This is a genomic window from Mesobacillus stamsii (assembly GCF_030814065.1).
In the GTDB taxonomy this organism is placed as follows: Bacteria; Bacillota; Bacilli; order Bacillales; family Cytobacillaceae; genus Mesobacillus; species Mesobacillus stamsii.
This window is the reverse complement of sequence record NZ_JAUSUN010000025.1, coordinates 1-19751: the sequence shown is the minus strand read 5'-3', so window position 1 is coordinate 19751 and position 19751 is coordinate 1. Positions and strand designations below refer to the sequence as shown.

Below are 19751 nucleotides of genomic sequence, written 5' to 3'. Positions count from 1 at the left end.
CCCACCCCCCTCTTTAAAATTCCTACCTTTATATATAATCTCTATTGAATAGAAATGGCAGGCAGCTTAAAATTCCAACTTTATTACAAGGTCTTTTTCATAATTTCCAAACTTTTTGCCAAACAAGTTAACGCCGCCATCATTTTGAGCAGACTCCTTAACACCAATTCTCACGGTTATAAACGGTTCTTGTTCTACATGGAGGTCTTTCAAGGTCACTTGAGAAATCAATCGCCCATCAATGTAAGAGCCATTGCCATTTACTTTCCATGTTTTCAACAGCCCAAACTGGGTATTTTCATTTCCCCACCAGGAAGGTGTCAATACCCCTCGCTCTCCCCCAAAGTCACCAGGGCTGGTCCATGTGCCAATGTCCACTCCATTAACCCAAAGTGTAATGTCCGATGGCCAATTCAAATTAAACAATGGTGCCTCCGAACAAATTTCCATCGACAGCTCAAAATTTTTCATTTTGGCTCCATGAGGTCCTTTATTCGGGAATCGATATTCAACATACCCTTTTCGAAACCAAATCAGTTGAGCGTTGATTCTTTCGGGTTCAAGAAAAGACTTAGGATCGTCAAACTCGCCAATAATACTCGTATCACTAACAATTCCACAAGTAGGAGAAACTTTGAAATCAAAATAGTGACCAATCGGCATCGGTATCAATACAAAATTGTCTCCTTTTTCTTGTTCCACCTTTTTCGTTTCCAGTATGATACGGCTATATAAAGCGACACATAATTTCTGTGTACCTCTTGTTCCTGGGATCATTTCCGTCTTAATCAAATTTGCATCTTCTAATTTCTTAATATTTACAGCAGCTGTAGAAGGTGGAATATGAAACATTTCCGCTATTTCGATTACATTCATTGGCTGTTCCAATAATTGCTTGAAAATCGCCACTCTCAAATCGGATGTGAGCGCTTTCGCTATTTCAACAAAATTATCTAGCTCTGCTATTAACACGCGGTTAGCTATCTCTGGTTTTGAACGATCCACTAAAATCTCTGGCATATATCCTCCTTTCCAACAACTTTATTTGTTTTAAATAACTTTAAGTAAATGATAGCACTTACATTTCTATTTGTATAGTATTTTAAACAACTATTTTTGTTTGTTATACGTAAAAATAATGTTTTTCCGCTTAAAATATTCCTTTACTTTAAGTTCTATCTAAATGTCTTTGGAAGTGGATAGATAATTGTGGGTTTATGATAGAAAATTTACTATATGCACAAACTGAAGGTATCTTCTTTCTAAACATTAGGAAATATTATTGATTTTGATAGATTTACATTTTCAATTATCAAAAAAGGCTCTTCTCAAAGTGAGAAGAGCCTAATGTTTCTATTTGGCGATAAAGTTAGCAGGAAGGATAGATAAAAACTATTTTTGTATGAAAATAGAAATTCATTTTCATTGTAGATGGTGGCTACAATTCATAGCCATGGTGGTTTCTTATTCTTTTAAAAAAGAGATTAGCATGCCCTTTGATCTTTTAATGGCTATTCCATCACTTTATCATTCATCCGTTCAACCCATTGATGAAGAAGGTTATTATACCTGGTCAAGTTTTTGTGTATTTTAATGGCTACTTCTTCATTATAGGTGTGGACAGTCAAATTGCGATCATTTACCATTTCCAGTGCTAGAATGGCTTCTTCGTCCTTGAACAAGTGTACCTCCCTGCACCTGCGAATGACTCCCTTCGGAGAGCCTTCATCCACCCCTTCTATGTCATACAAATATTGTTTAGCCGCTTTCCAACTAGCCTCGAAAGAAAATTCAAATCGTTGAATCGCTGCATCACGTTCTACATCATTCGGATTTTTAAGGTTAGCTAGCTTTTCAAAGGCAGCCAACGCTTTTTCTGCTGCGTCTAATCGTTGGCGTAATCTTTCCATAAAATCCCCTCCTCTTTCACTACTTGGACTAGCGCCTGTTTGGCATTATATAAATCCACCACATCTACCTTGTAAGGAATAGTAGATTCTTCGATTTGTTCGATAATTTTATTCCATTTAAAAGGAGAGAGCGGGAGGTCGGATTCTATAGCGATATCGATATCCGAACTATGTTTTTCTTCCTGTCGGGCCCAAGAACCAAATAAGTAAACACGCACATTTTCCATAACGAGTTGTTCATCCAAAATCGATTTAAGCTGTTCTAAAATTCGCTCCCGTAAATCTGCAGGACAACCCATAATATCCCTACCTTTTTTGTCCCATTATAGCATATACACATTTTCTCTTTTATTAATTTCTCTTCTCCACTTGCCCCAATCAGCAATTTAATCATTCCCAGTTTACTGGATTCCGTTACCAAAATGTTAGCTAAAATGATATTGCTGACAGCTATACATATTTTTATTAGGAATAGGTTTCTTCCATTTTGCGGACTAGATGTTAATAAGATTTTGGTGTTTCTTTGTCTGAAAAAGAAGAACCGCCTATTTTGCTATCTAAGAAACGAATAAGCTCCATGAAGTATTTAACCAACCAAAAAGAAAATGTAAGAACTGAAATGCTATAAAAACTATTCCAGCCCTTATTGTATTCAACCAAATCTGTATTTTTCTCAAGCCAGCCCTCAAAAAATGCCATTGGTCCACTAAAAAGAAAAACGCTTAGCATAGAGTATAGTGGCTTCATCTTATAGGTAAATTGGTTATAGATTACACACGATAGAGGAAACAGGATATATAAAAATACAATATTAGAATCAAACAGTTTAGGCATGTAGCGAGTAGGATACTTTATATATTTTTTCTTTATGGCTGGACCATCGAATAGTGTAGAAACTAATGTTTTAATAAAAAAAATTAGGAACCAATCCTTTAATTCCCCTTTTTTTCTGAGTAAAAAAATTATACTGCCGCCTATTCCGAATAGTGTTAATAAGTGCAATATAGTTCTATCTTTCATATGCTAGACACCTCCACTTATAAGGTGTCCATGCTTGAATAAAAATATGATATATACATTTATCCGAGTTAATTAACCAAAACCAAGTATGGCATAGTCTCCCAACTCGAACTTACCGTACTCATTGTTACTATTTCCTCCAAAGAACGGATTCTTTATTTAACAACACGCGCCTACTATATGTTTGGGCTTCTGCTATGACTGCTTCCATGATTCCAGAATGATTTGCTAATAATCGCAGAATTCCCCCTTGATCAGGTAATCCTGATAATCCTAAATGAACATCAGGAAAATTTCCAATAAGGTGAGAATAAAGCTTATCTAAAAACTTCTTATTCACCTGCTCATGAATAAGAATGAATGTACCTATATGGGTAGATCCTTCCATTTGCATAATTCCGTTCATTTGATGATCCGGTTCTAAAAAAAGATGATCAAATAACACGAGCTGTCCATCTCTATAAATCCTAAGTTTAGATCGAATCCATTCATATTTAAAAAAACTCCCATCTTTTGCCCAGCCAGGAGTAATGATATCGCTATAAAAAAAACAGGAATCACGTTCCATTTCAACCTCAGTTTCTTGTATAAATCGAGCGTCTTCATACGCAATCAAAGAATCCGGAATGTACTCCAGTACACTTCCAAATCCCAATTTTATTTTTGTTTGCTGACGTACAGGTTCTGTAGGAGTTTTATAAACCTTCGTTGACGATTGTGTAGTAACTAGGAGATGCGCACTGTCATCTACCTGTATTTGAGTGAAATAAGAATCTCCATTAACATACCCTCCGCCAACATGAATGAGATAGATAGAAGGTGAATGTTCTTCTAGGTAGATTGGACGTGCTATTTTTAAGGCGCCCTGATAATAGCACGATGAGATAATCGTTTTATCATTCTTTTTTGAGGCGAAAAGATCTAACACTCCTGTGTAGCTCATGAACCTAATCCCATTAATAATGCATTCCTTTTCATCCAATCAACGACCTTATCTAGACCAGTTCCATCCTTCAAATTCGTGAATATATATGCCTTTTCCCCTCTTGCTGCAATGGTATCTCTTTCCATAATCTCTAAACTCGCCCCCACATATGGCGCTAAATCAATCTTATTTATAATAAATAAATCTGATTTAATCATCCCCTGCCCTCCTTTTCTAGGAATTTTTTCTCCTTGGGCAACATCTATGATATATATGGAAAAGTCGACCAATTCCGGGCTAAACGTAGCAGCTAAATTATCACCACCACTTTCCACAAAAATCAATTCTAAATCTCGATGAAGTTCTATTAGCTCATCAATGGCCGCAAAGTTCATAGAAGCATCTTCACGAATAGCAGTATGAGGGCATCCTCCAGTTTCCACACCAATCACACGATCCTCAGGCAGTACTCCATTTTTAATTAAAAAATTTGCATCCTCTTTTGTATAAATATCATTTGTAACAACCGCCATACTCAGCTCTTTGTTCAAAGCTCTTGTTAATTTTTCGACTAGCATTGTTTTGCCGGCCCCAACAGGACCGCCAACTCCAATTCGTATCGGTTCCATCTTCATCTCTCCTCATAAGGCTCAATTAAGACATAAACAATCGTACAGATAGCCTCACATGACGCATTTGCGCAATTTCCAAACCCGGACTTACCGCACCTAAATCCTCCTTTGTTAGCTTCATAATTCTATTTTTGGCCTCGTGAATCTTTGCCTGCATTTCGACCAATAGCTTTTGACCATCTGTTTGACCTAGCGGCACGCCTCGAACTGCATTTTGAATAAGTGATGACACAGAGGAAAATAGGTATGCTGATAGAATTTTTTCCTTATCCATCTGCAAGTGATGTGCAACAAACGCAAACACAAGTGCCGAATGACCGTAGCCCTGTTTATTTTTTATAAAATGAAGATACTCCCCTAAGGTAGTTGAAGAGTATAATTCCATACACAACTTCGCCATTCGTTCTCCAATCCTGCGATTACCCTCCCTTGTTTCCATCGCAAGACTCGACACATACAATAGACGATCAATCTCGAGGAGCTCATTCATACCTCTGCTTGATTCCAATATTTCACAGGATAGTCTACAAGCAAGTCCATCTGAGAAGACTAATTGGTTATCAACAAAGGCAGAAATGGCCGTTTTAAGGCTTTCCTTATCGACAATAACTTGTTCTTGGATATATGTTTCTAATCCAAATGAGTGCGAAAATGCCCCAGAAGGAAAATTAGAATCACATAATTGGAGCAAAGGAAGTAACTCATTATCCATGACTATGCCCTATAGGACGAAACGCATGACCCACTTTTCTATTTTCTCGTTTAAAAGGCACCTTTACCTGTTTAAGCAATTCCTCGACAAGGTAATCATACTGAACCAACATTTCATTCCCTTTAAATTGGGCTGGAAGATGGCGATTTCCTAACTGATGCGCAATATCACCCATCTGTCCAATCGAAGTTGGCATGATTACTAACACATCCTCCTCTTTCACCGAAATAACATTCATATTTTTTTCATCCATATGAAGAATATCACCATCAACCAAATCTTTATGATCCTTTAGACGAATTCCAATTTCTCTCCCATGGTCTGTACTAACCGGCAGGATTCTTTTGACCAATAAATCACTTTCCAAATAAACACGTTCAACATGCGGAGTTCTTTTTTCCATCGTCGAGAGATTCCCTATCACTTTTTCAATTATCATAACATCCACCTCAAAATAAGAAATAACGCTGGGCCATTGGAACAACTTCAGCTGGTTCACATGTAATCAATTCCCCCTCCACACGAACTTCGTATGTTTGCGGATCAACTTCGATATTTGGTGTTGCATCATTAAATATCATTGATTTTTTTGATATATTCCGGGTTCCCGAAACACACTTGATTTCTTTTTGAAGTCCTAACTTCGTATGAATGCCATTTTCATATGCAGCCTTAGAAACGAAAGTTATCGATGTTCGATATTTCAATTTTCCATGACTTGCAAACATTGGGCGATATAAGACAGGCTGAGGAGTAGGAATACTCGCATTTGGATCACCCATTATACTATGAGCAATCATCCCACCTTTTAGAATAAGATCTGGTTTCACTCCAAAAAATGCTGGGTCCCACAAAACTAAATCAGCAAATTTCCCCACCTCCACAGATCCCACATATTCCGAAATACCATGTACAATTGCTGGGTTAATGGTGTATTTGGCAATATATCTTTTGATCCGAAAGTTATCTCCTACTGAGAGGTCCTCTTGCAGCTTGCCTCGTTGCTTCTTCATTTTATCGGCTGTTTGCCATGTGCGGGAAATCACCTCCCCTACACGTCCCATTGCCTGCGAGTCCGAAGAAATCATACTGAACACACCTAGGTCATGTAAAATATCTTCAGCTGCAATTGTTTCCTTTCTAATTCTTGAATCCGCAAAAGCAACGTCCTCCGGAACACTCGGATCCAAGTGATGACAAACCATAAGCATATCTAGATGTTCTTCCAGTGTGTTTACTGTAAATGGACGAGTTGGATTTGTAGAGGAAGGAAGAATATTAGAATATCCAGCTGCTTTAATAATATCTGGAGCATGCCCACCTCCAGCGCCTTCCGTATGAAAAGTATGGATAACCCTGCCATCGATAGCAGCTAAGGTATCTTCCACAAACCCTCCTTCATTTAAAGTGTCTGTGTGGATAGCAACTTGAATATCAAACTGATCCGCTACTTTTAAACTAGTATCAATCGTCGCAGCAGTTGTTCCCCAATCTTCATGAAGCTTTAATCCAATAGCTCCTGCTTCTACCTGTTCAATAAGAGGTTTTTCATCTGAAGAATTTCCCTTTCCGAAAAATCCAAGATTCATCGGATATTCTTCTGCAGCAAGAAGCATTCCATGAATATTCCATGGTCCCGGTGTACAAGTTGTTGCATTTGTTCCTGTTGCAGGACCTGTACCCCCACCTAACATTGTCGTAATCCCAGAGGAAAGGGCAGTCTCAATCTGCCCGGGAGATATGAAATGAATATGAGCATCAATCCCACCCGCAGTTACTATTTTTCCCTCTGCAGCAATTACTTCTGTAGAAGCACCAATAACAATATCAACATTGTCCATCAATAGTGGGTTTCCCGCTTTTCCAATAGCAGTAATATAACCATCCTTCACCCCAATATCAGCTTTATAAATGCCTGTATAATCGAGAATAATAGCATTGGTGAAAACTAAGTCGACACTCTCAGCTCTAGTCGCTAAGGGATGCTGCCCCATTCCATCTCGGATAACCTTGCCACCGCCAAACTTCACTTCGTCTCCATAGGTTGTATAATCTTTTTCAATCTCAATAAATAGTTCGGTATCTGCCAAACGGACGGCATCTCCAACTGTTGGACCAAACATATCAGCATACTGCTTTCTCGGCATTTTAAAGCTCATTAATCAACCACCTTTCCTACCGGACCATTTGTTTTGTTATTTAAACCGTAGACCATTTGTTCGCCTGAAAATGGAACAAGTTCTACTTCCTTTTGAACTCCAGGCTCAAAACGTACAGCAGTACCAGCAGGAATATTAATGTGCATTCCAAAGGCTTGTTCCCGGTCAAAGTGTAAACCTGAATTGACTTCAAGGAAATGAAAATGCGACCCTATTTGAATCGGTCGGTCTCCTCTATTGAGAACTTGAATCTTCTTCGCTTGTTTATTTTCGTTGCATACAATCATTTCTTTTTTCAACACATACTCACCAGGAATCATTGCCTACTCCTCCTTTTATTAACGAATTGGGTCATGCACCGTCACAAGCTTTGTCCCATCCGGAAAAGTTGCCTCCACCTGAATATCATGAATCATCTCAGGAACACCCTCCATTACATCTTCCCTTGATAATATTGTGGCACCGAACTGCATTAACTGAGCTACCGTCTTTCCATCCCGCGCACCTTCAAGGACTTCATATGTAATAATAGCAATAGCCTCTGGATAATTAAGCTTCAACCCTCGTTTTTGCCTACGCCGTGCTAAGTCAGCTGCTACAACGATCATTAATTTCTCCATTTCCCGCGAAGTAAGCTTCATTTATTTCACCCCTTCATTCAATATAACCCAATTAGCACATCGTTTAATATTCGATGTAAGATTACCTTACATAAAAATATTTTAAAAAATGAAAAAATAGATACGTTAGGACAAGTAGGGCCGGTTTTCAACACTCCTTTCCCGGATAATTGGACCATCACAAAAAGAAAAAGAAGCCTCCCAAAAGTTCAGTGAACTTTTGAAAAGCCTCTATAAAAACATCCATATTAGCAAACCACTCTCTTACTACAAAACCAAATCCTATCAAGGGTTCTAGGGCATTATGGTGTAGTGTTGCCCAATGATTAACAGATAGATTGGAATACTATAGCAAAAATGAATCGATCAGGTTTTTTAGAGGTACAACCTTTAAGATTAACTCATTTTCAAGTTAGAAGAAGCTTCCCGAAAATTCCAGTCATCTTTTTGTTACACTCTTTTAATACCTTCTAAATTAAAATAAACATTTTTTGCCCTAAAGGGAGCAGGACTTGTATATTGTAATTTAAATCTGTCAAAATCACTTATTCGCTTAGAATGATAATAAGGATGAGTAAACGATAATTTTTCATTTCTAAGCCAACTTGGTACTTCAATAGAATAAATTTGCAAATAATAATCTATCAAGGCTGATACTTTAGTTAAGTATGTTAACTCAGTATCATTACATAATTCTAAATCTATTGGATTGATAAGACTCTCAATAAACTCCATATCCTTTGTTCTTAGGATTTCTAATAATTGATTTAAACTTGTATCTTCATCAGGATACTCGAATAATGAAAGTAAATACTTATTCCCAATCATATCCTAAATCCTTTCCTAAATATTTTATAAAATTTATTTGTCTCTCGCCGATTAGAGTTAGCGGTATATAATTATTAAAAATAGTTAAAAGTTCATTTTTAGTAGTAATACCTAAATCTTTACATAGTAAAAAGGCATCAACAAAATCCTTAGCAGGTTCTGGTCTAGCTGCTAATATTTTCATTGCTAACAATTGTTCTGCCCTAGGTTTTAAAATTTTTAAGTTGGAATATACCTTATAGGTTTCTTTATCTTCTCTTAAAATGGCTTTCAGCGGCTCCTTAATCTCTTCATTTATCCAACCCTCTGAAAGATTAAAAATAAACTTGGTTTGGGCTAATATGTTATCCAATAATTTCGTATTAGTGTTACCAAACACACAGTCTATATCTTTAGTTGCTGGTCTATTATCATATACCATCGTCATAATAGAACCACCATAAATTGTTATCTCTAGTTGCAATAAATTTTCTTTTAGCCGTTCATTTAGATAATCAAATATCTCTAACAACTTATCCTTATCCATTAATCCAATATTATTAGAATTAGAATTAGTCACCTTATTCCACCTCTATCAGGTTTTTGCATTCTATCTTCATTATATCATTAAAAATATCAACAAAATAACCATTCTCATTAGAATATTAATAGGTGAACACTCACTAATAATGCGCCGATTTCTTCTTACGCTCCCATATCATAACCCAATTTTCTTCTTTTTCAAAATCTAAATAAAAGCGATACAATACTTTCTTCATGGTAAGTTGTCCTCTTCCTTCGCAATCGCCAAGCCATTTTTATAAAGCTCACAAAGTCTACTGACTTCATATTCAACAAGAAACCAAAAAGAAGCTTCCCACAAGTTTGCTCAACTTATGAGAAGCCTCCGTTAAAATCCTCAATATTAGCAAAATGTTAGCAAATCACTCTAAGCACCCTACAAAACCCACTCATATCAAGGGTTGGAGGCACTTATTACATCATGCCGCCCATTCCACCCATGCCGCTCATGTCAGGCATGCCGCCGCCGTTTTCTTCTGGAATGTCAGCAACTACTGCTTCAGTAGTCAGGAACATTGCAGATACGGATGCTGCGTTTTGTAGAGCAGAGCGTGTAACTTTTGTTGGGTCAACGATACCAGCTTCGATCATGTTTACCCACTCGCCAGTTGCAGCGTTGAAGCCTGTGCCGACTTCTTCGCGCTTCAAGCGCTCAACGATGACTGAGCCTTCAAGGCCTGCGTTGTGAGCAATTTGGCGAACTGGTTCTTCAATTGCACGAAGAACAATGTTCACACCAGTAGCTTCGTCGCCTTCTGCCTGGATTTCGGATACTTTTTTGTATACGTTTAGAAGCGCAACGCCTCCGCCTGCAACGATCCCTTCTTCCACTGCAGCGCGAGTTGAGTTAAGGGCATCTTCAATGCGAAGCTTACGTTCTTTCAATTCAGTTTCAGTAGCAGCACCAACCTTGATGACTGCAACGCCGCCAGCTAGCTTTGCTAGGCGCTCTTGCAGCTTTTCACGGTCAAATTCAGAAGTTGTTTCTTCCATTTGCACACGGATCTGGTTGATACGGCTTTTGATTTGTGCGCTGTCTCCAGCACCCTCCACGATCGTGGTGTTTTCTTTTGTAACAACAACTTTAGAAGCGCGTCCTAAAGAGGTGATCGTAGCAGACTTAAGGTCGCGGCCTAATTCTTCCGTGATCAATTCGCCGCCAGTTAATGCAGCGATATCTTCTAGCATTGCTTTGCGGCGGTCGCCGAAGCCAGGAGCTTTTACTGCAACTGCGTTGAATGTTCCGCGAAGCTTGTTGACTACCAATGTTGCAAGTGCTTCTCCTTCAACATCTTCCGCAATAAGCAATAATGGCTTACCTTGTTGGACAACCTGCTCAAGAACAGGAAGAATTTCCTGGATGCTGCCAATTTTCTTGTCAGTAATCAGGATATATGGGTTTTCAAGAACTGCTTCCATTTTGTCAGAATCAGTTACCATATAAGGTGATGCATATCCGCGGTCGAACTGCATACCTTCCACAACATCCAATTCTGTTGTGAAGCCTTTAGATTCCTCGATTGTGATTACGCCATCGTTGCCAACACGCTCCATTGCTTCAGCGATCAATTGGCCCACTTCTACGTCATCAGCAGAGATTGCGGCAACTTGAGCGATAGAAGCCTTCCCTTCGATTGGCTTAGAAATAGCCTTTAACTCTTCAACTGCTTTAATAACAGCTTTTTCCATCCCTTTACGGATACCCATTGGGTTCGCTCCGGCAGTTACGTTCTTAAGACCTTCGCGGATCATCGCCTGAGCAAGAACGGTTGCAGTAGTTGTACCGTCACCAGCAACATCATTTGTCTTGCTTGCTACTTCAGCTACCAGCTTAGCACCCATGTTTTCGAATGCATCTTCAAGTTCGATTTCTTTTGCGATTGTAACACCATCGTTCGTGATTAATGGTGAACCAAATTTCTTCTCAAGTACCACGTTACGTCCTTTTGGTCCAAGAGTTACTTTTACTGCATTTGCAAGAGAATCTACGCCGCGAAGCATCGCGCGGCGAGCTTCTTCACTGAATTTAATTTCTTTTGCCATGGTAGAAAAACCTCCTTAGGATTTTTATTTGTTATATGAATCTCTACACTTTTGTTTGTGTCTAGCTTTAGCGCCTAGTCCCTCGAGACGTTGGCGCTTCCGCTATTCTATTCTACTACTGCTAAAATGTCGTTTTCACGTAGGATCAGGTATTCAGTTCCCTGATACTTCACTTCTGTGCCTGCGTATTTTGAGAAGATGATGCGGTTTCCGACTTCAACTTCAAGAGCAACGCGCTCTCCGTTTTCAAGTACACGGCCAGTACCAACAGCTACGACTTTTCCTTCTTGAGGTTTTTCTTTCGCTGTGTCGGGTAAAACGATACCGCTTGCAGTTTTTTCTTCAGACTCAACAAGCTCGATAATAATACGATCTCCTAATGGCTTGATCAAGTGAAACAACCTCCTCAAATTATATGTAGATTCTTGTTTATTAGCACTCACCTTTATAGAGTGCTAACACAATTTATATAATAATGAATCTCGATTTTTTTTGCAAGCAGGAAGGATAATTTTTTTATAAAATTTTCTAAACAGCTTCTAAACCGTCTTTCTTATTCTTATGTGGGATCGCTTATATGACCGCCTGTTCCCTGGAATTTTGCTAAAAATAGTTAGAAGACAACCTGATATTTGAACTTTCCCAACACTTACTAGTAAAATGGATAGATAGCATTTCTATAATAGCTGCACATCTTCAAATAAACCGATCCTACTAGAAGGAGTTTTCATTTTGAAAAAGGAATACTGGTTCGTCATTATTGCCTATATCGTCATGCAGATTTCCAGCTTGGTCGGTGTACCGTTTGTTGTCTTTATCGGAACTGCCATGGGAAAAAGTCTGGAGGAAATGCAAACCCTCGCGATTCCATACTGGCTAGTGATCAGCTTTTCACTGACACTCTTGATCATCCTTCTAATTTTAAGGAAGGAAAGAACGAAGGACACTGATTTTCGCGACGCTTCTTCACCGGCAAGCTCGGCTGCCTGGGCATTCGGCGGGGTATTTCTTGCCTTGTTTGCCCAGTCGATTGCAGGTACTATAGAAAGCATGCTGGGAATTGAAATGGGCTCAGAGAATACTCAGCAAATCATCAAACTGATTACACAATTCCCGGTTGTCATCCTTGTCAGCTCGATTATTGGTCCAATTCTAGAGGAAATCGTCTTCCGAAAGATTATTTTTGGGAGACTGCACCAGAAAATGAACTTTTTCTTTGCCGCCTTGATCAGTTCCGTTATTTTTGCGTTGGCCCATATGGAGCCTGAACATGTGATCCTATACTCAGCTATGGGATTCACTTTTGCCTTTCTATATGTGAAAACAAAACGGATCATTGTGCCGATCATTGCCCATGTTACAATGAATACAATGGTTGTTATGCTTCAATCGGTATTTCGAGAAGACATTGAGAGAATGATAAAAGAAGCAGAAAAAATTCAAAGCTTTATTGGGGGATTTTAAGTCATGAAGCAATCGCCTATATTTTCAGGCGTTGTCTATATCTTGTTAGGCAGCTTATTTACCTATTTCGCGATCCAGAATGTCAACGAAACAGGCTGGGGGTTTTTCAGCTATTTGCTCGTAGCCCTTGCAACATTCGACTTTGGGTCCGGCATCAGAATGGTCCTGTTCCATTTCAAACTGAAGAATAACCAGAATAAAAAATAGCTCCTTCATCTGAAGGAGCTATTTTTATTCTTCCACTTCCGTTATTTCCGCGTCGGTTGGATAATGCTTCAAGAAATAAATCAACGATTGCAATTCTACTGCGAGATCAATATGATGGATTCTGATGGAAGTCGGTACATTCAGCCTTGCCGGTGTAAAGTTAAGAATTCCCTTTACATTTGCCTGCACCAATCTGTCCGTAATCGACTGTGCCACGGTGGAGGGCACCGTCAGAATTGCAACCTGAATGCCTTCCTCTATAAGAACCTTGTCAAGATCATCCATGTGATAGACTGGTACATCGCCAATCTGTGTTCCCACCTTATTCGGATCAACGTCAAAGGCAATTTTAATTTTCGTATTATTGTTTTTGGAAAAATTATAGTTCAAAAAAGCGGTGCCCAAATTTCCGACACCGATTAGACCGACCTTTGTAAGTTCATCCTGGTCCAGCGTCTTTCGAAAAAAAGTCAGCAGATAGTTTACATTATAACCGTAACCCTTTTTGCCCAAAGCCCCAAAATAGGAAAAGTCCCTTCTGATCGTCGCTGAATCTACTTTGACAGCCTCACTCAGTTCCGCAGACGAAACCCTTTGCTTGCCTGAAGAATGCAAGTTCAATAAAAATCGGTAATAGAGAGGCAAACGTTTTGCCGTTGCTTGCGGAATCTTCATTCCATCGTTGGTCATTCTCAAATCCTCCACCCTGTTTGTATTTCTATTTTATCTTCTCATCTCGCTTAAAATCACCATTTTTCCCGCCGGTTTTTTCTAAAAGATATGTCTTGCCAATCACCATGCCTTTGTCTACGGCCTTGCACATATCATAAACAGTCAGCGCGCATGCAGATGCTGCTGTTAACGCTTCCATTTCTACACCTGTGTTTCCTTTCGTTTTAACTGCTGCAGCAATTGCGAGAGTATAGTCACTCCCATTTTGCTCCCAAGCAAATGAAATGTCTATGCCTGTTAAGGGAATCGGATGGCACATAGGAATAATCTCGGAAGTCTTCTTGGCTGCCATGATGCCAGCAACCTGAGCGACCGCTAGTACGTCGCCTTTTTTTATTTTATTTTCGGTAATTCTGCCATATATATCTTCATTAACGGTAATGCTTGAATGGGCAACTGCCGTACGGACGGTCTCTGGTTTTTCACTGACATCGACCATCTTCGCTCTTCCCTCATCATTAAAATGCGTAAATTCTGCCATGCTCAAGCTCCTTTCAACCAAATAATACACTATTTTCACAAACTTGTGTGTGAACTTTGTTTCTATCCTTACATGTTAAGGCTGAATGTCTCCCCTCACAAGCAAATATTGCCGAGCCCTTTAGTTTGGGTTACACTATCCATAAGGCATTAGAGGTGAAAAAAAAAATGATTTTATTACAAGTTAATCAGCTCTCAAAATATTTTGCGGCTGATCTTATTTTAGCGAATATTAAGTTTGAAATACAGACTAATGATCGAGTTGCCCTGGTCGGCAGGAATGGTGCTGGAAAATCAACCCTGCTGAAAATCATTGCTGGCTATGAATCACATGACGGTGGAGACATCATCCGCCCGAAAGGCACATCGATCGGCTATCTTGCCCAGAATACCGGACTGGAATCCGAGAAAAGCATCTGGGAAGAGATGCTCGCTGTTTTTGACGAATTGCGCAGCATGGAAAAAGAGCTGCGGCGGCTTGAGGAGACCATGTCTGATCCTGGAATCCTTTCCAATGAAGCAGAGTATGCTAGAATTTTGAAAGATTATGACCTTTGTCAAGTTCAGTTCAAGGAGCAAGGCGGTTATCAATACGAAGCAGATATTCGTTCGGTCCTTCACGGCCTGAACTTTCAGTCTTTTGATTATTCCACAAAAATCTCCACTTTAAGCGGTGGACAGAAAACAAGGCTTGCACTCGCTAAGCTGTTATTAACGCATCCTGACATCTTGATCCTTGATGAGCCGACAAACCATCTTGACATAGATACACTTTCTTGGCTTGAACAGTATCTTCAAGGCTATGATGGGGCCATTTTGATTGTTTCTCATGATCGTTATTTTCTCGATAAGGTAGTGAACCAGGTATACGAAATCTCCCGCCATCAGCTGACGAAATTCCCAGGAAATTACAGTTCGTATTTGCATCAGAAAGCCGCAAATTACGAACGCGACCTGAAGCTTTATGAAAAACAGCAGGATGAAATCTCCAAGCTTCAGGACTTTATCCAGCGGAACCTTGCCAGGGCCTCGACAACAAAACGCGCCCAAAGTCGCCGGAAGCAGTTAGAGAAGATAGACCGAGTGGACAGGCCGTTAGCTGACGAAAAATCCGCTTCCTTCAGCTTCCAGATCGAGCGCCAGAGCGGAAATGATGTCTTGAGAGTGGACGCCCTTTCAGTTGGCTATCACAACCAGCCCGTGTCAAAGGATATTACCTTCCATCTTTCTCGCGGTGATAGTACGGCACTGGTCGGACCTAATGGTGTTGGAAAGTCGACATTGCTGAAAACCATTGTTGAAAACCTGCCATCGATCGCTGGCAGCATCCAATATGGCTCCCATGTCTCGATCGGCTATTATGACCAGGAACAGGCAGAGTTGAGTTCGAATAAACGGGTTTTAAACGAGCTATGGGACGAGCACCCGCTGAAATCCGAAAAGGAAATCCGCACCGTATTGGGCAACTTCCTGTTTTCAGGCGATGATGTGTTAAAAATCGTTTCTACCCTGAGCGGCGGTGAAAAAGCACGGTTGGCACTTGCCAAGCTGATGCTGCAAAATTCCAATTTTCTCATTCTAGATGAACCAACAAACCATCTCGATCTGGACAGCAAGGAAGTTCTAGAGAATGCTTTGATTGATTATCCGGGCACCATCCTGTTTGTTTCCCATGACCGTTATTTTATAAACAGGATCGCCACAAAGGTTCTGGAGCTGAACCGCAGTGGGGCAACAGAATATTTAGGTGATTATGATTACTACGTCGAAAAGAAATTAGATCAGGAAGAACTGAAGGCACTTGCCAGACAGGCTGCAATAGCGGCTGGCAAGGTTACCGAATCAGTCAAACAGGACAAAACCTCCTACGAACAGGATAAAGAGGCAAAGAAGCTGGAACGTCAGCGCAAGCGGCGTATGGAAGAAGTCGAAGCGCTGATTGACAAGCTCGAGACAGAGGCCGCCGAATACGAAGAATTGCTTTGTGACCCAAACATCTTCCAAGATCACGAAAAAGCAGCAGAAATCCACTCCAAAATCGAAAGCCTGAAAGAAAAAATCGACGAGCTGATGGAAGAATGGACAGAATTGGCATAGAAATGAGAAAAACCGGATATGAATATATCCGGTTTCATATTTTGCTCAAAATGTAATAGTAAAAACCGGGACTTTTTGTTCACACAGTTATTCACATAGGAAAGACTAATTTAAAGGTTATCCATAGAGTTTTCCACATTATCCACAAAAACAAGCTTACTTATCTACTTATCCACAAATATTTGGTGCTAAAAGATTTTTTACCCGCGATTTTGGTTGTGGATTGTGATCTCTAGCCCAGGGTCTCCATTCAGTGTTAACCCCGCTCTTTGCCCTTTCTCGTACATGACACTTCCTGCAGCCGCGATCATTGCTGCATTATCGGTGCATAAGGACAGCGGAGGAATGACGAGCTCCACATCCGAATCGGCAAAAACTGCAGATAATTTTGCTCTCAGTCCTTTATTGGCCGCAACCCCTCCAGCCAGCAACACTTGTTTTACACCGTATTCCTTAACTGCCTTTTGCGTCTTCGTGACTAAAACATCAATAACACTCTCCTGAAAGCTGGCTGCAAGCTCTTCCGGAACAATTTCTCCTCCTCGTTGCTGTGCATTATGGACAACATTGATCACAGCGGATTTCAGACCGCTGAAACTGAAATCATAGGACCCTTCCTCTAGCCAGGCTCTTGGCAGCTTAATGGTTGCCTTTCCTTCATGGGCAAGCCTATCAATATGCGGACCGCCTGGATAAGGAAGATTCAGGGTACGAGCAACCTTATCATAGGCCTCTCCTGCTGCGTCGTCACGCGTCTCCCCTATCACCTCGAAATAACCATGCTCCTTCATATAAACAAGCTCTGTATGCCCCCCAGACACGACAAGCGCAAGCAGCGGGAACTTCATCTCAGCAACAAGCCGGTTTGCATATATATGGCCAGCAATATGATGAACTCCTATCAGCGGAATGTTGTTAGCAAAGGCTAAAGCCTTGGCTGCATTTACACCGATTAAAAGCGCACCAACGAGACCTGGTCCTGCTGTTACAGCAATCGCATCGAGCTCTTTCATATCTACTTTTGCCTGGCTGAGTGCTTCCTCTAACACAAGCGTGATTTGCTCGACATGGTGCCGCGAAGCGATCTCCGGGACCACACCACCAAATCGTTTATGACTCTCAATCTGGGAGGCCACAATATTCGCAAGGATTTCCCTTCCGTTTTTTATAATGGCTACTGCAGTCTCATCACAGCTCGTCTCTATTCCCATTATTAATTGGTCTTTTGTCATGATAAATTCACCCACATTACTATAGCGTCTTCCATATTGTCTGTATAATATTTCTTCCTAATGGCACCTTTTTGGAATCCAAACTTTCGGTAAAGATTTTGAGCCCTTTCATTGCTTACCCTCACTTCAAGCGTCATCCTACATGCTCCCATATCACTGGCAAGCTCTATTACCCTCGCCATCAATGCCTCACCAAGCTTCATGCCCCTGTAATCCGGAAGCACGGCAATATTTGTGATATGTGCTTCATCCACAATGATCCATACACCACAGTAACCCACAACCAGCTGATCCACTTCGACAACCAAATACTGAGCAAATTGATTTTTCGTCAACTCATTAAAAAATGCTTCCCTGCTCCATGGTAAAGTAAAGGAATTGGCCTCCACGATCATCACATCATCCAGATCATCAATTGTCATTTTCCGAAACGTTATTGTATTATTCATCTACTCTTCCCACTTATTTATTATTCTGTTGCGCTTTCAGCCAGTTTGTCTCTGCTTCTGCCAACCGGATATAGTTAGGGACAAAGGTGTGAAGGTCCACAGCCTCTTTATCCCTGCCTAACAATCCAAGTTCGGCCGGCCTGGGATTCAGCTCGGTGATCTCCGCAAAAATAGCTTTACTCCCTAGCTCCTGCTTCAAGACTTCCTCATGGAGTGCCAAATCATTGCTCATAAATAAAATATTGCTGTCCAAATTGTTCAATGTTTTTCCCCAATCTGCTGACATCACTAGCCGATCGTCTTTCAAAACTTCCAGCCTTTGATTTTCAAACTTATATAAACCGGTGTAAATCTGGCCTCTCCTCGCATCAAAAAATGGCGATAAAAACCCATTAAAATAACGCCCTGCTGAAGCTGCTGCCACCTGAAGGCTCGAAACACCTGATAGGGGAATCTTCAATGTCCAGGCCATTGTTTTGGCAATCGTCACACCGATACGGACTCCTGTATATGAACCTGGCCCTTTCGCTACAACAATCTTCGATAACTCATCCGGTTTGACATTGCACTCCTCCATCAGTGTCTGAATCGCCGGCATCACGCGAACAGAATGATTTTTTTTTATATTGGAGATATACTCACCCAAAACCATATTTCCATCCAACAAACCAATACCCAAAACATTATTAGACGTATCAATCGATAATACCTTCATCTAAAAAATCTCCTTACACAATTCTTCATAGTGCTCGCCCTTTGGCTCAGCGACAATTCTCCTTGCGCCATTGTCCTCCAAGTACAATTGAAGTAGCAACCGTTCATTCGGCAGCTGAGCTTCAATAAGATGCGCCCACTCCACCACCGTTACTCCGTTGCCTTCAAAATATTCTTCAAATCCGAGATCTTCAAACGCATCTTCCACGCGGTACACATCCATATGATAGAGAGGTAGCCGCCCCTGATATTCCTTGATAATCGTAAAAGTAGGACTGTTCACATTCCTGGTGATTCCCAAACCCTCTGCCAGTCCCTTTGTAAAAGTCGTCTTTCCTGCTCCCAAATCACCTTCTAGCGCAATCACGTCACCTGCCCGCAAAAGTCCAGCCAGCCTCCGGGCGAATTTTCTCGTGTCTTCCGGAAGCTTTGAAATGAATTGATAAGTCGCCATATCTATCACCTAACTAACAAATTTTATAAGACAAAAAAACCTTAGGATGCCTCCTAAGGATGACGATTCTATATGTAGTTTACACGATTTATCATGGACGAGCAAAGAAACCATGCATTTTCCACTTTTCAAGGTCGGTAGAACCTATTCTAAAAGCAAAAAAAACGAAACCCTGTTCCGCTTTGTGATTCTAACAATCTAAAAAATGGCGGTCCCGACCGGGATCGAACCGGCGATCTCCTGCGTGACAGGCAGGCATGTTAACCGCTACACCACGGGACCTAAAAAATATGTATGGAAAAGATGGATTATTGCGGGGGCAGGATTTGAACCTGCGACCTTCGGGTTATGAGCCCGACGAGCTACCGGACTGCTCCACCCCGCGTCGATAATAATATCCATTTAATTATTCAAACAGCCCGGCGGCGTCCTACTCTCACAGGGGGAAACCCCCAACTACCATCGGCGCTGAGAAGCTTAACTTCCGTGTTCGGTATGGGAACGGGTGTGAC

The 19751-nt window shown here is 40.7% G+C and carries 24 protein-coding genes, 2 tRNA genes and 1 rRNA gene; 3 read left to right on the top strand and 24 right to left on the bottom strand.

The window, feature by feature from the left end; translation table 11 throughout:
• Positions 1-66 precede the first annotated feature (66 nt).
• The 15 genes from J2S25_RS16085 to groES form a co-directional block, all read right to left on the bottom strand.
• A complete protein-coding gene (locus tag J2S25_RS16085) occupies positions 67-1020 on the bottom strand; it encodes an ArsR/SmtB family transcription factor (RefSeq protein ID WP_307192375.1) in 954 nt (317 codons plus the stop codon).
• A 491-nt stretch (positions 1021-1511) separates the two neighbouring features.
• On the bottom strand, positions 1512-1910 hold the full coding sequence (locus J2S25_RS16080; protein ID WP_044391763.1) for an HI0074 family nucleotidyltransferase substrate-binding subunit: 399 nt from the start codon (positions 1908-1910) through the stop codon (positions 1512-1514).
• Positions 1886-2209 carry a nucleotidyltransferase family protein gene (locus J2S25_RS16075; RefSeq protein WP_044391762.1) on the bottom strand — a complete coding sequence of 108 codons (324 nt, stop codon included), beginning with the start codon at positions 2207-2209 and terminating at the stop codon, positions 1886-1888. The genes J2S25_RS16080 and J2S25_RS16075 overlap by 25 nt, the downstream gene beginning before the upstream one ends.
• Positions 2210-2411: 202 nt before the next feature.
• Positions 2412-2930, bottom strand: a complete 519-nt coding sequence (locus J2S25_RS16070; RefSeq protein ID WP_044391761.1) for a CBO0543 family protein — start codon at positions 2928-2930, stop codon at positions 2412-2414.
• 130 nt (positions 2931-3060) lie between these two features.
• Complete coding sequence (locus J2S25_RS16065; RefSeq protein WP_307192374.1) at positions 3061-3873, bottom strand: urease accessory protein UreD; 813 nt, start codon at positions 3871-3873, stop codon at positions 3061-3063.
• Complete coding sequence (ureG, locus tag J2S25_RS16060; RefSeq protein WP_307192373.1) at positions 3870-4484, bottom strand: urease accessory protein UreG; 615 nt, start codon at positions 4482-4484, stop codon at positions 3870-3872. The genes J2S25_RS16065 and ureG overlap by 4 nt, the downstream gene beginning before the upstream one ends.
• Positions 4485-4509: 25 nt before the next feature.
• A complete protein-coding gene (locus J2S25_RS16055) occupies positions 4510-5199 on the bottom strand; it encodes an urease accessory protein UreF (protein WP_307192372.1) in 690 nt (229 codons plus the stop codon).
• Positions 5192-5638: an urease accessory protein UreE gene (gene ureE / locus J2S25_RS16050; protein WP_307192371.1), complete on the bottom strand. Its 447-nt coding sequence runs from the start codon at positions 5636-5638 to the stop codon at positions 5192-5194. The genes J2S25_RS16055 and ureE overlap by 8 nt, the downstream gene beginning before the upstream one ends.
• Positions 5639-5648: 10 nt before the next feature.
• Positions 5649-7358 carry an urease subunit alpha gene (gene ureC, locus J2S25_RS16045; protein WP_307192370.1) on the bottom strand — a complete coding sequence of 570 codons (1710 nt, stop codon included), beginning with the start codon at positions 7356-7358 and terminating at the stop codon, positions 5649-5651.
• Positions 7358-7678 (bottom strand): urease subunit beta, encoded by a 321-nt coding sequence (locus tag J2S25_RS16040; protein ID WP_044391755.1) that lies wholly within the window; start codon positions 7676-7678, stop codon positions 7358-7360. The genes ureC and J2S25_RS16040 overlap by 1 nt, the downstream gene beginning before the upstream one ends.
• Positions 7679-7696: 18 nt before the next feature.
• The gene (locus tag J2S25_RS16035) at positions 7697-7999 is read right to left on the bottom strand and encodes an urease subunit gamma (protein WP_044391754.1); all 303 of its coding nucleotides are present in this window, start codon (positions 7997-7999) and stop codon (positions 7697-7699) included.
• 429 nt (positions 8000-8428) lie between these two features.
• Complete coding sequence (locus J2S25_RS16030) at positions 8429-8806, bottom strand: hypothetical protein (RefSeq protein WP_307192369.1); 378 nt, start codon at positions 8804-8806, stop codon at positions 8429-8431.
• A complete protein-coding gene (locus tag J2S25_RS16025) occupies positions 8793-9365 on the bottom strand; it encodes a hypothetical protein (protein ID WP_052806957.1) in 573 nt (190 codons plus the stop codon). Before J2S25_RS16025 ends, J2S25_RS16030 begins: the two co-directional genes overlap by 14 nt.
• Before the next feature lie 416 nt (positions 9366-9781).
• The gene (gene groL, locus J2S25_RS16020) at positions 9782-11410 is read right to left on the bottom strand and encodes a chaperonin GroEL (RefSeq protein WP_044391749.1); all 1629 of its coding nucleotides are present in this window, start codon (positions 11408-11410) and stop codon (positions 9782-9784) included.
• A gap of 107 nt (positions 11411-11517) precedes the next feature.
• Positions 11518-11802 carry a co-chaperone GroES gene (groES, locus tag J2S25_RS16015; RefSeq protein WP_041967795.1) on the bottom strand — a complete coding sequence of 95 codons (285 nt, stop codon included), beginning with the start codon at positions 11800-11802 and terminating at the stop codon, positions 11518-11520.
• A 340-nt stretch (positions 11803-12142) separates the two neighbouring features.
• On the opposite strand from groES, the gene J2S25_RS16010 reads away from it, so the two are divergent.
• Both J2S25_RS16010 and J2S25_RS16005 read left to right on the top strand, forming a co-directional pair.
• Positions 12143-12874, top strand: a complete 732-nt coding sequence (locus J2S25_RS16010; protein ID WP_307192368.1) for a CPBP family intramembrane glutamic endopeptidase — start codon at positions 12143-12145, stop codon at positions 12872-12874.
• Positions 12875-12877: 3 nt separating this feature from the next.
• Positions 12878-13081 carry a YdiK family protein gene (locus J2S25_RS16005; protein WP_307192367.1) on the top strand — a complete coding sequence of 68 codons (204 nt, stop codon included), beginning with the start codon at positions 12878-12880 and terminating at the stop codon, positions 13079-13081.
• A gap of 24 nt (positions 13082-13105) precedes the next feature.
• Here J2S25_RS16005 and J2S25_RS16000 read toward each other — a convergent pair whose 3' ends face one another.
• Positions 13106-13771, bottom strand: a complete 666-nt coding sequence (locus J2S25_RS16000) for a redox-sensing transcriptional repressor Rex (RefSeq protein ID WP_044391739.1) — start codon at positions 13769-13771, stop codon at positions 13106-13108.
• Positions 13772-13799: 28 nt separating this feature from the next.
• Positions 13800-14294, bottom strand: coding sequence for a cyclic pyranopterin monophosphate synthase MoaC (gene moaC / locus J2S25_RS15995; protein WP_307192366.1), 495 nt, complete (start codon positions 14292-14294; stop codon positions 13800-13802).
• Between the two features lie 167 nt (positions 14295-14461).
• On the opposite strand from moaC, the gene J2S25_RS15990 reads away from it, so the two are divergent.
• Positions 14462-16390 (top strand): ABC-F family ATP-binding cassette domain-containing protein, encoded by a 1929-nt coding sequence (locus J2S25_RS15990; RefSeq protein ID WP_307192365.1) that lies wholly within the window; start codon positions 14462-14464, stop codon positions 16388-16390.
• A 200-nt stretch (positions 16391-16590) separates the two neighbouring features.
• On the opposite strand, the gene tsaD is transcribed toward J2S25_RS15990, so the two are convergent.
• The 7 genes from tsaD to rrf form a co-directional block, all read right to left on the bottom strand.
• Positions 16591-17622, bottom strand: coding sequence for a tRNA (adenosine(37)-N6)-threonylcarbamoyltransferase complex transferase subunit TsaD (gene tsaD / locus J2S25_RS15985; protein ID WP_044391736.1), 1032 nt, complete (start codon positions 17620-17622; stop codon positions 16591-16593).
• Positions 17619-18071, bottom strand: a complete 453-nt coding sequence (gene rimI / locus J2S25_RS15980; protein WP_044391735.1) for a ribosomal protein S18-alanine N-acetyltransferase — start codon at positions 18069-18071, stop codon at positions 17619-17621. The genes tsaD and rimI overlap by 4 nt, the downstream gene beginning before the upstream one ends.
• A 13-nt stretch (positions 18072-18084) precedes the next feature.
• Positions 18085-18786: a tRNA (adenosine(37)-N6)-threonylcarbamoyltransferase complex dimerization subunit type 1 TsaB gene (gene tsaB, locus J2S25_RS15975; RefSeq protein ID WP_307192364.1), complete on the bottom strand. Its 702-nt coding sequence runs from the start codon at positions 18784-18786 to the stop codon at positions 18085-18087.
• Positions 18787-19239: a tRNA (adenosine(37)-N6)-threonylcarbamoyltransferase complex ATPase subunit type 1 TsaE gene (gene tsaE / locus J2S25_RS15970; protein WP_307192363.1), complete on the bottom strand. Its 453-nt coding sequence runs from the start codon at positions 19237-19239 to the stop codon at positions 18787-18789.
• Positions 19240-19445: 206 nt separating this feature from the next.
• Positions 19446-19521: transfer RNA gene (locus J2S25_RS15965), tRNA-Asp, on the bottom strand.
• A 29-nt stretch (positions 19522-19550) separates the two neighbouring features.
• A tRNA-Met gene (locus tag J2S25_RS15960) sits at positions 19551-19624 on the bottom strand.
• Between the two features lie 32 nt (positions 19625-19656).
• Positions 19657-19751 (bottom strand): 5S ribosomal RNA (gene rrf / locus J2S25_RS15955); the annotation flags it as partial.

Coding starts and splice junctions, on each gene's coding strand:
- J2S25_RS16075 (WP_044391762.1), bottom strand. CDS start 2,209: ATGGGTTGTCCTGCAGATTTACGGGAGCGAATTTTAGAACAGCTTAAA.
- J2S25_RS16065 (WP_307192374.1), bottom strand. CDS start 3,873: ATGAGCTACACAGGAGTGTTAGATCTTTTCGCCTCAAAAAAGAATGAT.
- J2S25_RS16085 (WP_307192375.1), bottom strand. CDS start 1,020: ATGCCAGAGATTTTAGTGGATCGTTCAAAACCAGAGATAGCTAACCGC.
- ureE (WP_307192371.1), bottom strand. CDS start 5,638: ATGATAATTGAAAAAGTGATAGGGAATCTCTCGACGATGGAAAAAAGA.
- tsaE (WP_307192363.1), bottom strand. CDS start 19,239: ATGGCGACTTATCAATTCATTTCAAAGCTTCCGGAAGACACGAGAAAA.
- J2S25_RS16030 (WP_307192369.1), bottom strand. CDS start 8,806: ATGATTGGGAATAAGTATTTACTTTCATTATTCGAGTATCCTGATGAA.
- J2S25_RS16040 (WP_044391755.1), bottom strand. CDS start 7,678: ATGATTCCTGGTGAGTATGTGTTGAAAAAAGAAATGATTGTATGCAAC.
- J2S25_RS16035 (WP_044391754.1), bottom strand. CDS start 7,999: ATGAAGCTTACTTCGCGGGAAATGGAGAAATTAATGATCGTTGTAGCA.
- tsaD (WP_044391736.1), bottom strand. CDS start 17,622: ATGACAAAAGACCAATTAATAATGGGAATAGAGACGAGCTGTGATGAG.
- groL (WP_044391749.1), bottom strand. CDS start 11,410: ATGGCAAAAGAAATTAAATTCAGTGAAGAAGCTCGCCGCGCGATGCTT.
- J2S25_RS16070 (WP_044391761.1), bottom strand. CDS start 2,930: ATGAAAGATAGAACTATATTGCACTTATTAACACTATTCGGAATAGGC.
- J2S25_RS15990 (WP_307192365.1), top strand. CDS start 14,462: ATGATTTTATTACAAGTTAATCAGCTCTCAAAATATTTTGCGGCTGAT.
- J2S25_RS16055 (WP_307192372.1), bottom strand. CDS start 5,199: ATGGATAATGAGTTACTTCCTTTGCTCCAATTATGTGATTCTAATTTT.
- ureG (WP_307192373.1), bottom strand. CDS start 4,484: ATGGAACCGATACGAATTGGAGTTGGCGGTCCTGTTGGGGCCGGCAAA.
- J2S25_RS16080 (WP_044391763.1), bottom strand. CDS start 1,910: ATGGAAAGATTACGCCAACGATTAGACGCAGCAGAAAAAGCGTTGGCT.
- ureC (WP_307192370.1), bottom strand. CDS start 7,358: ATGAGCTTTAAAATGCCGAGAAAGCAGTATGCTGATATGTTTGGTCCA.
- rimI (WP_044391735.1), bottom strand. CDS start 18,071: ATGAATAATACAATAACGTTTCGGAAAATGACAATTGATGATCTGGAT.
- moaC (WP_307192366.1), bottom strand. CDS start 14,294: ATGGCAGAATTTACGCATTTTAATGATGAGGGAAGAGCGAAGATGGTC.
- tsaB (WP_307192364.1), bottom strand. CDS start 18,786: ATGAAGGTATTATCGATTGATACGTCTAATAATGTTTTGGGTATTGGT.
- J2S25_RS16005 (WP_307192367.1), top strand. CDS start 12,878: ATGAAGCAATCGCCTATATTTTCAGGCGTTGTCTATATCTTGTTAGGC.
- J2S25_RS16000 (WP_044391739.1), bottom strand. CDS start 13,771: ATGACCAACGATGGAATGAAGATTCCGCAAGCAACGGCAAAACGTTTG.